This window comes from Vibrio sp. LB10LO1 (genome assembly GCF_010092875.1).
Lineage (GTDB): Bacteria > Pseudomonadota > Gammaproteobacteria > Enterobacterales > Vibrionaceae > Vibrio > Vibrio campbellii.
This window is the reverse complement of record NZ_JAADJW010000011.1, coordinates 152,870-165,319: the sequence shown is the minus strand read 5'-3', so window position 1 is coordinate 165,319 and position 12,450 is coordinate 152,870. Positions and strand designations below refer to the sequence as shown.

Below are 12,450 nucleotides of genomic sequence, written 5' to 3'. Positions count from 1 at the left end.
TTATGGTGGAGACTTTACCACCTAACTTGGTGTCCGGGATCATTAAACCACTACATACTAACGCCAAGATGACTGAGCCTGTTGTTGCGATAGCAGCAATAAAGGTTCCTAGATTACTAAGTTCTTGTAAGGTCATGATTTAAAACTCAATTGATGTTCAAATAGTATTCTATCCTCATTATTGATGTGTGCAAAGTTGAATAGACACTTAACGCCGCATTAAGGTGTGAGCCACGCTTGGCTATACTTGAGCGAAGCGAAACTGCCAAGCGTTGCGAATCACTCTTAAATGCTTTGTTATGTTTTACCACAAACTCATGATTTAATTGAGAAAGAACTGCTATTCCTAACTAGTTTTCTGAAGCAAACCACAAGGCTTAAACCAACTTGACCGACAAAGGCGACCAACCTAAAACGTGTAATTCCACTTCCCTGCCCAATGAGGCAACCCGACTAAGTTCCAACAACTGCCCTTTCTTTCCAAGCAAAGCGCAAAACAATGCTGAATTGCCAAGGCAACTGCCAAGCTAAAATGCCAATTGACCAAGAACCCAAAAGCGACTTTGAGCCAGTTAAACAAGAAGCCAACCACCACGACCTGACAATGAAGCAACCCACGAACATTGGCATGTTTTACGGGTTGAATGATTCAAGAACTTAGGCCGACAATACGGATTTGCTGAGTCTACTAAAGACGACTTGCCAGAGGGACAAAGAACTAGAGCCTAAGACATTTAAGCCTTTGAAATACAAGTAAACATAACGCCCAATTAAGGTGTGAAGCACGCGACCACGACACTTAATTTAACCACCGTAAACACTAAACTCAGCCCAAACTAAAAATGCCAAGCGTGCTGAATCACTCTTAAATTGTTTGTTAGGCATTTGGGGCACTATGAACAAAAACCTCTCTACTTAAAAGAATAACCATATGTAATGAGTCACGCATATCCTCTAATATAGGACGGATTTCTTCACTACTTGCATTCGATACCGCTGAAAGGTAAGTTGAGTGTGCATAGGATATCGATAGAATCCGATAAGATGAGTTATAAACGTAGTTAAGTTCTGATTCCTGTGAAGCATTATAGATCGAGTACCCTAGGTCATCCAATTCCTTACTACGATTATTGTCAATGGCTTTTTCTAGGCGATTTTTATTTTCCGGAGTTAAAGGACTCTTATCTTCCTTTTTTAGATCCTCGTGCAAGCATACCATAGCCTTAGGAATTGACTTTTCTGAGTTATTAATAAACTTTTGTAGAAAATCTTTATTTCTTGCCAACGCAAAAATATTGAAAAGGTGTTCTATAGATAATCTATATATCGTCATTCCTTCATCATAAAATCCTTTAGAAAACAGCTCTAAAATGGCTTCATTGTTTCGTATAAACTTCACCCAAAGTTTAACAATTACCATTTGATTTTTGTCAGCCTCGAAGTCCTCTAAAGCAGCTATAATTTTCCATGATTGTTCTATAAATTCAGCAACTTCTTTCTTTAATAGTTCCATTCAATACACTCCTTACATTTATGCCTAACGCCCGCTTAAGTGGTGAGCAACGCTACCACAACACTAAATTATTGCACCGTAACCACAAAAGCCAATTAAAACCAAAACCGCCGAGCGTTGCGAATCCGTCTTAAAGCGTTTGTTAACAGTATGCTTTCACCTTACTCTTCGACAATCACATGAATATCTATAGAGGATCTAAGTGTAGACTTTTTGCGTCGATATTCGTTGATAGCATGATTGCTATTGGTTTTATCTTTCGGAGGTACTGGTATCTCTGGTAATTCTTGAACCAAATACTTGCACTCTTTAGCGACTAAGTTGCGATCATCTAGGTCGCAGATATTGTCCATTAACTTTGATAATTCATCTTGAACATCATCAATTTTTTCAACAATGTCGGAAGCAAGCATAGCGCCGTTTGCGCCACTTTTAATTCTTTCTAGCTGATTCAGTACCTTATGAACAGAGCCAATTATTCCAGTCCTAGCTTCAACCCGAATTACATCATGGTGTTTTGCTTTGGTTTGATACAAGGACTCCGATATAATTGCGTCTGACAACCACTTTGAATCCGAATAGAGCAGTTGAAGGCCTTCTCTAAAATCTTTGTATGAGCTAATGCCTTGTAGTAGAAGCATTAATGTACCGATAACCGTTACTCGTGTTTTAATCGACCCTTCTTCAAACTCAATATTTATATCAAGCCCTTCAGATAAGAAAAACTCTGTACGACTTAGCGCAAAAGCTCTTATGCTTTCTTTGAACGCTTCAAGCTGTTCTTCAGTTTCAATTCCCGCTGGCTCAACGTGAATATACGCCTGACTAAGAATGTTTTTATTTATGTAATCAGCCACGAAAATTCCTTAATACTGTTAACGCCCTGTTAAGGGGTGAGCAACGCAATACCGAAGCCGCCGCATACCACCTTAACCACTAAATTCAACGCATAGTAAAAATGCCACGCGTTGCGAATCCCTCTTGAACAGTTTGTTAGTGCGCTTTTTCAGCGTTCCCCTAACCTTTAAGCGCGTTACGCCAATACTCGACCGTTTTATCTGAAACCAAGCCTGTTTCTCTTGCTGCTGCCACTAGAAAGTCACACAAGTTAGTTGCTAGCTGTTCATTACCGAGTAAATACAAACTACGAATTGCTCGGGTCAGACGAAGTTGGTTGTGGTCATGACTTTTAAGCCAGACATGGTTAGCAGGACTTAGCGCTTGTAATGAAGAAATCTCACACCCATCTCGCTGTAATCCCCAAAACTCAAGTAAAAGATCGAGTGCTTTTAAGTGAGCAACACGTAATTCTTCCGAGTTGGCAAAAGCCTCTCGATCTGCTTTAGTTACCAAAGGAGCATGTTGATTGAACTTAGTACCCTCATCTATCGGGAAAAGAACTTGAATATACTTATGATCATGCTCCAGCCAGAAGTGGTTGTAAGCTAACAACTGCTCTATATTGCGACCAAATTTATCTGGAGCTTTACCAGATATGAAACGAGCAATTTCACTCATTTTAAATCCTGCTAATTGTAATTTTTATCTTTGCGCACTAACGCCCTGTTAAGGGGTGAGCAACGCAATACCGAAGCTGCCGCATACCGCCTTAACCACTAAAACTAACGCATAGTAAAAATGCCACGCGTTGCGAATCCCTCTTAAACAGTTTGTTAGGTTTATGATTTCACGATGTAGATGACAGTATTCTTTGAATATAAGCTGCTTTTGCTGCAGGATAATCTTGCCTACTGACGCCACTTGCAACCAAGCCCTGTTTTAAGGAATTGTACTCGATTAGCAACTCTTGGTTTTGAATGTGAGCATCTCTAAATTGAATATGTTTTCTTAACTTTGAGTCGCCCTGCTTATAAGCATGTACATGGATATAATCGAAACGTTCGTTATCGTTGTAATATGTGAAGAAGCAACGACCTTCAACTCCTTGCTCTCCTTTGCAAGTAAAGCCTAGAGATTCGAGCAATAGAATGTTTTGCTTAAAAGTTAAAGTGTCATTATATGCGATACCTATATCTATTATCGGTTTTGCAATTGAGCCTGGGATCGCTGTACTACCAATATGATAAAGAGTCACGCCACCCAAATTAGGCGCAATCACGCTGACAATTAGCTCATAGGCTTCAGTCCATGTATGGACATAGTCGGTTATCTGGACTGTAAAACGCTCTAGCCCTATACCTAGCTCTTCAAGTCGCTTTATCAACTCAGTTTTATCCACTTTAACTTCCCATGTTAACTCGTAAACCTAACGCCAAATTAAGGTGTGAACAACGCTAACACCTAAGCTAAACCATTGTGCCATAAACACTAAACTGGCTTGAAGTGAAAGCGCCAAGCGTTGTGAATCACTCTTAAATTTATTGTTAGTTGCGTAACCAAACTCGCGCTACATACCATTGAATACAGCGATTCCTAGAAGAGCTAAAGCAATACTAGCAAGCCCAATATAGCTGACTTTTCCACGTTCTGATTCCGTTACCTCTGAAGATGGGAAACGCCCGAATGTAGCAGCTTTCGATACTACCCAACCAACACCGTAGCCAATACGCTCAATAATGATTAACTGAACAATTGTCTTTAATAAGGAACCTAGCATTCGAAAAAATGCCAAAACTGACTCTTCCATATGCACTCTCCTTTAATACGGAATTCCAGATTTTTTCGGAGCAAACTAACGCCCTGTTAAGGTGTGAGCAACGCAATACCGAAGCTCCCGCATACCACCTTAAACACTAAAACCAACGCATAGTAAAAATGCCACGCGTTGCGAATCACTCTTAAACAGTTTGTTATGCCTATGCTAACCACCTAGAAAATCTAGTATTTTTTGTCCAGTACCTAGACCTCGTTTGTAAAACTCAGTGTGACCGCAGCTACTGCATGATAAGAAATAAAAACGGTGTTTGTTGTAATTGAAAAATGTACTCCAAAATCCACCACTGGCTCTTAACTCACCAACCTCATATGACTCTGAACCACATTTATCACAGCAGTATTCAAACTTCGATTTCACTTTGTCATTCCCTAACAGGTGGTTTGCCATCTGCTTGTTTGCAAGCTCTTTGCCTAAAGACCCGCACTTTTCACACTTTAATGATGAGTGTTCATTGCTATGCCCGCACCCAAAGCACTCCCATTTACTATCCATATTTCCTCTTATAGGCATAACGCCCTGTTAAGGTGTGAGCAACGCAATACAAAAGCCACCGCATACCACCTTAAACACCAAACACAACGCATAGCGAAAATGCCACGCGTTGCGAATCACTCTTAAACAGTTTGTTATACCGTTGTTTCGCGATGATTTGTTTTAAATTGCTCAATAGATGCCTTAATAGTTTCACGAGACTCAAATTCTGGAATGCAAGAGTAAAGCATCCATTTATGAATTACCTTTGGTTTACCTCGAAACGCGATAAATGACTGGATTTTTGCATACCTCTGTAAAGTCTTTGATTTAGTGTATATTTTAGCTTTTAAAAATGCCCGTTCGTACGCAAGGAAATAGTAAAAACAATAGATGTATGCCAGCAAACTAACAGATAGCAACATAGGAACGAGAAAATCACGAAATGTCCCGATACTGAAAAATTTAGTTGGTTCGCTATAGATGCTTAGCAACGAATCAATGAGTAAGAACAGCCCAAAAATAGCGATGATTACATCGACTACTTTTTTCACTGGTTGATGTTCCGGTTTCACAGCGAAAGCACTGCAACAACTAAGAAACGTCAATAATGACACTAAAATTAATTCCACCACAAAACTATAAGAATGAAATGCCACCAAAAATTCAATAAGCACTATTAGTTTTAACTGACTATTTAAAGACTCTCTAAGAAACTCGATAGGTTCGCTAACTTTCGTCGTTTTTAATAGCTGAACGAATGCGATAAACACAAACCACAGTATCGTGTTTTTTAACTGACCAACATTCCAAACATCAATACGCTCAAGTATGAAAACCACCAAGGTTGTATAAGCAGCTAGTGTCGCAAGCGTAATGAGAATTGTCTTCTGTAACATCGTTTGGGCAACACAACCTAGCGAGCTTCGTACTTCTGAGTGTTTAATCATCATCCAAGCAAAGAAGACAATTATGAGAGTCGCCGATGCTAACTCTCGATTATTGAATACGTTCAAAATACTCCTCACTAATGAAAACGGTATAACGCCGCGTTAAGTGGTGAACAACGCCAACCACTAAACTTAAACCATTGTACCTTAAACACTTAAGCTAACTTGAACCAAAACCGCCAAGCGTTGTGAATCCGCCTTAAACGCCTTGTTAGCTTAAATTTCAACGACTTTTGCATACGGGCAAGCACTAACAAGTTCACTTTTAACGCCTTTCATTAAGTGCTCTGGAACCCAAAAGTCCAAAGCTCCATCGGATTTATTAAACAGGGTTACGCACGTCCCTCCAATCGGGTCTTTCACAAACTGAATACGTACAATATTGGAGGTACATATCGTGCTACCTTTTAAGCGAAGGAATCGCTCCACAGCCAGCTTACGGACCGTTATTTGATTGCCTTCAATCTCGATAATTGCTTTGAGCTTTGAAGTTTTCAATTCGAACAAACCAAATAAGACTGGAAACACTAATATTGCGCATAAAACTAAAATGATTATTAAAACAATATCCAAAGTTTCGCGCTCCTTTAAGCTAACGCCCTGTTAAGGTGTGAGCAACGCAATACCTAAGCCGCCGCATACAACCTTAATCACTAAAACCAACGCATAGTAAAAATGCCACGCGTTGCGAATCACTCTTGAACAGTTTGTTAGTTTTATTGCTGGCGACTCAGTAACAAACTTGCTCCAGACATAGCCAAAAGCATTGCACAACCTCTATTGAAGCGCTTTGCCATTTTCGGCTTCGTAAACCACTGCCTTAAGTACATTCCAAATATCGCATAAATCGATATTGCACCCATTTCTAAAACTAGGAACGTAGCTCCTAGAGCGAAGAATTGTTCATTTACACTCGCTGAAACATCGACGAACTGTGGTAAAAAGGCGGTAAAGATTAAGATCGCCTTTGGATTACCGGCGGCTAGCAAAAATTCTTGTTTAGCTAAACTTACTTGGTTGCGAGTATTTGCTAGTTCAGAAAAAGGACTCGCTTCCGAATGCCAAAGATTAAAGGCAATCCACAACAAATAAGCTGCGCCAACAATTTTAATCGTTAGAAATAGAGTCTCAGAAGCATAAAGAACGGCAGCTAAACCAGAAGCAGCCAAGGCAATCATTACAGCGAACGCAACAATACGACCAAGTCCAGCAATAAAAGCAGATTTGAAACCGTAGCAACGAGCATTGTTCATGGACAATAGATTGTTTGGACCAGGAGTCATATTGAGTGCAAAACACGCAGGTATAAAGAACAATAACTTCCAGATTTCCATGACATTTCCTCCATAAAACTAACGCCGCGTTAAGTGGTGAGCAACGCTACCACCCGACCTAAACCATTGTGCCGTAAACACTAAAATCAAAGCAAACCGAAAATGCCAAGCGTTGGGAATCCGTCTTAAACGCTTTGTTATACACTTAGAACCTTCGGATTATTTGCAGGATAAAAAGGTAGTCGACCAGTATTAGATGCTAGAACACCTTGCTTCAAACCTTCGTCAATCCATACTAATACACGGTCTCTGAACTCACTTTCCACTTTAGTGTGATTGGACGAGTTGACAACATTTGGGATAGCAGACTTAATGAACATCTCATCTGTAACCCCGTTACGTCCATTACAAGGCATTGTAACAAACCACCCTGTCGGACGAAGTTCAATGGAAAACGCCCAATCACCATTCGAGCCAGGAACATAATTGCCAAACTTGATAGCATGACTATGGCTATTCTCGCCAGTACGAGAATCGAAGAACTTTCCATGCCACAGACAAAGCTCTTCAATATCTTTAAGAAAAGTCGACAGCTTTGCAGATGCTTCACCCATTTCTTGAATTAGTACCTTAGTACTTTCCACTTGATACTTTTGGAGAATTTCTTGAGACATAATCATCACCTTAACAACATAAAAACACATCATACCATATATGAAAATGACGCCGTATTGATGTATAACTGAATAGTTGCGAATTGGTTATTTGAACTTTTAGAGGGAAGTGTATAACGCCCTGTTAAGGTGTGAGCAACGCAATACCGAAGCTACCGCATACCACCTTAAACACTAAACGCAACGCATAGCAAAAATGCCACGCGTTGCGAATCACTCTTAAACAGTTTGTTAGGGCTCGTCTAATTGCTAGCAAATAAATCTTGCTGGGCGTCTTTTAATGCTTTTTGATGACGGTACTTTTTGCCCTGCATTGTCTCTTGAAAAACGCTTTCTTGACCGTTTTCAATTACCGTATCGACAGAATAACCAGTAACTACGACATCTCCAACCTCGTCTAGTTTTCGATGTATGTGCAAAACACACTTAATAGCAGCGCCATGAGTAAAGCTGATTTGCTCAGATAAAACATCACGCTTAAAGTCTTGATCGTTCATGGAGAAGCTAATGCTTTCGCCTTTATAAATACCTTTCCATTTGTGTCTCCCATTACGGAGAACCGGAGATATAATTTCTATGACAGCATTATCTTCGATTTGGACTGGCAATGAATTTGAGTGAAGAATAAAACGTTTAAAATCGCTACGTTGAACCATTGCTTCTTTAAAAGCTTCCTCTCCCTCTTTATCCAAGCCATTAATGCCAACCTTAGTAATTTTTGGAGTGTTATTTAATTGCTTATAAAAATTAGACTTACGGGTAACTACTTTGTAATTAGTATCAACAAGTGAAGCAACTTTCTCGACTGTATCTTGGGTAACTTTGTCTTCTTCTACTTCCTTTTGCAGCTTTGCTAAGTTTATACGACGCTCCAAAATACTGAGCTTTAGATCTTCTTTCTGAAGTTGCTCTAGTTCCGGATCAGTCGTGGGGATACGTGATATAACAATACCAGCAATGCTTACGATTACTGAAATCACGGCGGCATTTGCATTAGTAAATGCCCAGATATCTCTGAGCCCACCCTCTTTCCAAGCTTCAGCTTCAATGACTATTTGAGTGTTAAGTACTTTGGCTATTTCTTGGACTATTGCAAGAACTTCAGACTCGCATTTATTACGAGCAATTGCATCCATACTATGCGAGCCGTTCTCAAGATAGTAGTGCATTTGAAGTTTAGTTGAATGGGCGATTTGCATGGATTTACCTTATGTCTTATTCCACAAATAAAATGAGGGTAAAAATGAAAAACTCAAGAAGATAAATGCAACAAGGCTCACATTTTTGATATAGAGCCCTAACGCCTTGTTAAGGTGTGAGGCACGCAGTGCCGCAGCCTCCGCATACCACCTTAACCACTAAAACTAACGCATAGTAAAAATGCCACGCGTGCCGAATCACTCTTGAACAATTTGTTATGTGCGTAGTTCAAAACCCGCACCGTTAACTGAGTTTTGTCGGAAGATCTACTGGAATTTCAAATTGAACACGATGTGCAGTATGCGATTCGTCCAAATTCTTCACGCCGCCACCGATTGATAGAACAGCCAGTTTAGCTTTTGCGCTAGCATCAACTCCGGATGTTTCTTTTACTTGCAGTGCGATATCAAACTTGATGGTCTGTTTTTCTGGACGCACATTAGAGTCAGTAGATCCAACAACACCGAATCCATCGCTCTGATATTCTGTATGAGTTCGAGCTGGATTTACTTTACCACCGAGTCTCTCAACTTCTTCCGTTGCATCTTTAACACCCTTGGCAATCTGGACAAGAGTTTCTTTTATGTATTCATCTAGCTGCATTTTTTCTCCTAGCACATAACGCCCTGTTAAGGGGTGAGCAACGCAATACAAAAGCCGCTGCATACCACCTTAAACACTAAAATCAACGCATAGTAAAAATGCCACGCGTTGCGAATCCCTCTTGAACAGTTTGTTATATCACCACGCCTCGGGATTCTCACAACGAGGGCAAACATTGACTAAATTTTCATCCCAATACGACATTTCTTCATTAGCCCAAGGAGAGCCACAAACGTCACAATCAACTTCAATTTGTCCTGACTCTTCATTTCCACAGAATGTGCACTTATAACCGGTAGGCGAATCAGCGTCGGGGATAATTGTGTCATTATTGCACTCTTCACAATAGTACTCATTCCACTCAATGAACATTTGATGCTTAGGTCTAGTACCTCTGAATAGTGCTTCCTTTGCTTCATGCACATCCATATGTGCTTCTGCTAATGCGTGCTCATATTCGTCAGCCAATACATTGAAGGTTTCATAGCAATGTTTTCCGACTTCCTTCTCTAAATTGAACAACGAAAAGACGTCCGCAAACTCATCTAACCCTCGAACTAATCGGCCAATACACAAGCGAACTTCCTTCACTGTGAATTCAAACTGAAAATGTTCAATGGCATTGCGAATCCCTTTCATCCAGTCAATATCATCAATGAAGTCTTGATCAACAAAATGGTTACCTGTGATAGAACAAGTCTCGTGCTTGGCGATAGCCAATACGTCGCTTACGTTTACAGTAAATGGATTGTCATGACCAGCAACGACAGCTTCGAAGTCAAACTTCTCTTTTTCTAACTCATAATACGCAGCCAAAAGATCGATTTTCTTTTCTGATGCTCGTTGTTTTACTTTTTTATAGCACTTAGAAAAAACCAAGTTTTCATCTAGGCTTTGCAGGTACATTTTTAAAACAAGTTCAATCGCATGGGATAAATGCAGAATTGTAAATTTATAACCCTTTTCGTCACCATTTTGAGCACTCTCTAGCTTAGCCAGTGCTTCGTTAAAACTATCTATTGCGTTCGATTTTATATCTAATTTTATTTTCATTATTTAGCCCTAACCTACTGGGTTGACTGGTGATATAACGCCCAATTAAGGTGTGAAGCACGCTAACACCACACCCAATTTGAACACCGTAAACTCTGAACTTAACCCAAACCAAAAATGCCAAGCGTGCTGAATCACTCTTAAATTGTTTGTTAAATTGCTATTTTCGTAGCTTTGCATTTGCTAATAACACAATTGAATCACCTGAATTACGTCTTACACCAAAATAACCACCTGACGACGAAAGTTGTTGTACCTCAAGTGAATCTGAATCAAGTCTGTCAAACCAATATGGAGCTAAAGAGCATTGAGCAGAACCTGTCGCCAGATCTTCAGATATACCTATTTTTGGCGCGAAATATCTTAATACATACCCATTTTCACCATTCGCGGCTGTCACGATTAAAGCATGGTACTTACTAAGCTGTTTAAAACGCATATCATCAGGCTTAAAACTTCTGACAGATTCCAAAGAAGGTAAGACTATGACTAAGTCTCGAGTTGAAAACACCTCAATAGCATCAACAGCCAAGTCCGATATTTCCGGTGGAACAACACATGCTTCACCTTTCCAACTTGGCAACTCAAGAGTATATACACCATTCTTTTTGGCAATTGAGACGTTCCCGTACTTGCTACTAAAAAGTACACTATCGAGTTTGTACTTAGAGATGATTGCAGCACCAGCCCCTAAGCTACCATGCCCACACAGGTTAATTTCTCCATCCAGTGCAAACCAGCGAATATGAAACTGTCCATTAGTTTTTATAACAAAAGAGGTAACTGGCAGTCCTGCTTCACAAGTTATTTTCTGTAACTCTTCATCAGAAAGCCAACTATCAAGCTCTAATACACCACAAGGGTTACCAGAAGCCGATTCACCACCAAACACATCATATATATCTAATTTGATAATCCACCATCCTCGATTGCAATTTAACGCCCTGTTAAGGTGTGAGCAACGCAATACCGATGCTTCCGCATGCCACCTTAACCACAAAACCTAACGCATAGTAAAAATGCCACGCGTTGCGAATCACTCTTAAACAGTTTGTTATGCAACTGCATTACATTTGATCTCGTTGTAAGCATCCTTTTACAGACCCCATATATTTTGAGATCTCTGGATAGAACAAGGTTTTCTGGGTAGTCACCATAAACATAAAAGATGCAAACCCCATAAAATGACCATGCTCATTTACATCAGGAGATAGCACCCGATTCTTGTAATGAACATTATTTGTACTGCTATAGGGGTAGGTATTTTTTTCCTCATCAAAGTAAGCAAAGAGACCATCTTCAATGCTCAAAATAAAATTGTGCCTGTGCCTATACTCAATATCGTCGTCATACAATTCATTAAAGCTAAGTTTATCAATATCAAATGCTAGTTTTTGGCATATTAAGAATGAAGGAATTAAGTCCATATGATGTTCGATAGGATTATAGGGTAAACCATTAACTTTCTTTAATATACTCGGAGGGTTATGCAAACGTTCACTTAGCGCTTTATTCCTTGCAAGCTTATTAATAGCATCTTTAAACTGACTTTTGTTTAAAGTCGACTTAACTTCACCGATAGCATGTACAGTTTCGACAGGGAAAAACCTTTGCTTGTCAGCCCCCTCAAATATCGGGGTCATATTAGCATCATAAATTATAATATCGCATTGGGTGCTAATGTCGTCCAAAGAACTGATGACAAATCCTGTAGATATCTCATAAGCACTCGGTACAACAAATCTTAGAAAGTCCCTAACTATCGTCTCTCTGTATGTACCAAACTCACCATTATGAAAAATTCGCTTTTTGCTCTCATCATAAAACACTTCTTTAGCGGTCAAAGTAAATGCTGATTTAAAAATATTTATTTTTTCTTTCAATAAGCTATCAAATATTTGGCTAGTCATCCGCCCTCTCTTTCCTGCTGTTGCATAACGCCCTGTTAAGGTGTGAGCAACGCAATACCGAAGCCGCCGCATGCCACCTTAAACACTAAAACCAACGCATAGTAAAAATGCCACGCGTTGCGAAT

At 39.7% G+C, this 12,450-nt stretch carries 15 protein-coding genes and 1 pseudogene; all 16 read right to left on the bottom strand.

Features of this window, described 5'->3' with window-relative positions; translation table 11 throughout:
* Window positions 1-877: 877 nt before the first annotated feature.
* The 16 genes and pseudogenes from GXP65_RS10620 to GXP65_RS10505 all read right to left on the bottom strand — a co-directional run bounded on the left by GXP65_RS10620 (window position 878) and on the right by GXP65_RS10505 (window position 12,325).
* The gene (locus tag GXP65_RS10620) at window positions 878-1,513 is read right to left on the bottom strand and encodes a DUF5677 domain-containing protein (protein ID WP_162092753.1); all 636 of its coding nucleotides are present in this window, start codon (window positions 1,511-1,513) and stop codon (window positions 878-880) included.
* Window positions 1,514-1,674: 161 nt separating this feature from the next.
* Window positions 1,675-2,370 carry a hypothetical protein gene (locus tag GXP65_RS10615; RefSeq protein ID WP_080536172.1) on the bottom strand — a complete coding sequence of 232 codons (696 nt, stop codon included), beginning with the start codon at window positions 2,368-2,370 and terminating at the stop codon, window positions 1,675-1,677.
* Between the two features lie 160 nt (window positions 2,371-2,530).
* Window positions 2,531-3,031: an opioid growth factor receptor-related protein gene (locus GXP65_RS10605; RefSeq protein WP_162092752.1), complete on the bottom strand. Its 501-nt coding sequence runs from the start codon at window positions 3,029-3,031 to the stop codon at window positions 2,531-2,533.
* Between the two features lie 169 nt (window positions 3,032-3,200).
* Window positions 3,201-3,752 (bottom strand): GrpB family protein, encoded by a 552-nt coding sequence (locus GXP65_RS10595; RefSeq protein ID WP_162092751.1) that lies wholly within the window; start codon window positions 3,750-3,752, stop codon window positions 3,201-3,203.
* A 168-nt stretch (window positions 3,753-3,920) separates the two neighbouring features.
* Window positions 3,921-4,160 carry a hypothetical protein gene (locus tag GXP65_RS10590; RefSeq protein WP_045418853.1) on the bottom strand — a complete coding sequence of 80 codons (240 nt, stop codon included), beginning with the start codon at window positions 4,158-4,160 and terminating at the stop codon, window positions 3,921-3,923.
* Window positions 4,161-4,334: 174 nt separating this feature from the next.
* The gene (locus GXP65_RS10580) at window positions 4,335-4,577 is read right to left on the bottom strand and encodes a zinc ribbon domain-containing protein (RefSeq protein ID WP_080765108.1); all 243 of its coding nucleotides are present in this window, start codon (window positions 4,575-4,577) and stop codon (window positions 4,335-4,337) included.
* 239 nt (window positions 4,578-4,816) lie between these two features.
* Window positions 4,817-5,677 carry a hypothetical protein gene (locus GXP65_RS10570; protein ID WP_162092750.1) on the bottom strand — a complete coding sequence of 287 codons (861 nt, stop codon included), beginning with the start codon at window positions 5,675-5,677 and terminating at the stop codon, window positions 4,817-4,819.
* Window positions 5,678-5,827: 150 nt separating this feature from the next.
* Window positions 5,828-6,184 carry a hypothetical protein gene (locus tag GXP65_RS10565; RefSeq protein ID WP_038191198.1) on the bottom strand — a complete coding sequence of 119 codons (357 nt, stop codon included), beginning with the start codon at window positions 6,182-6,184 and terminating at the stop codon, window positions 5,828-5,830.
* 143 nt (window positions 6,185-6,327) lie between these two features.
* Window positions 6,328-6,945 carry a LysE family translocator gene (locus GXP65_RS10555; RefSeq protein ID WP_162092748.1) on the bottom strand — a complete coding sequence of 206 codons (618 nt, stop codon included), beginning with the start codon at window positions 6,943-6,945 and terminating at the stop codon, window positions 6,328-6,330.
* A 137-nt stretch (window positions 6,946-7,082) separates the two neighbouring features.
* Window positions 7,083-7,559, bottom strand: coding sequence for a hypothetical protein (locus tag GXP65_RS10550; protein ID WP_162092747.1), 477 nt, complete (start codon window positions 7,557-7,559; stop codon window positions 7,083-7,085).
* Between the two features lie 242 nt (window positions 7,560-7,801).
* Entirely contained in the window at window positions 7,802-8,758 is a 957-nt protein-coding gene (locus tag GXP65_RS10540; protein WP_021448785.1) for a hypothetical protein, read from the bottom strand.
* A 244-nt stretch (window positions 8,759-9,002) separates the two neighbouring features.
* A complete protein-coding gene (locus GXP65_RS10530; protein WP_072606153.1) occupies window positions 9,003-9,362 on the bottom strand; it encodes a hypothetical protein in 360 nt (119 codons plus the stop codon).
* 26 nt (window positions 9,363-9,388) lie between these two features.
* Window positions 9,389-9,491, bottom strand: a pseudogene (locus GXP65_RS10525) (DUF3265 domain-containing protein).
* A gap of 9 nt (window positions 9,492-9,500) precedes the next feature.
* The gene (locus tag GXP65_RS10520; protein WP_162092745.1) at window positions 9,501-10,415 is read right to left on the bottom strand and encodes a hypothetical protein; all 915 of its coding nucleotides are present in this window, start codon (window positions 10,413-10,415) and stop codon (window positions 9,501-9,503) included.
* 160 nt (window positions 10,416-10,575) lie between these two features.
* Window positions 10,576-11,307, bottom strand: coding sequence for a PhzF family phenazine biosynthesis protein (locus tag GXP65_RS10515; protein WP_095760998.1), 732 nt, complete (start codon window positions 11,305-11,307; stop codon window positions 10,576-10,578).
* Window positions 11,308-11,482: 175 nt separating this feature from the next.
* On the bottom strand, window positions 11,483-12,325 hold the full coding sequence (locus GXP65_RS10505; protein ID WP_162092743.1) for a DUF6602 domain-containing protein: 843 nt from the start codon (window positions 12,323-12,325) through the stop codon (window positions 11,483-11,485).
* Window positions 12,326-12,450: the final 125 nt, after the last annotated feature.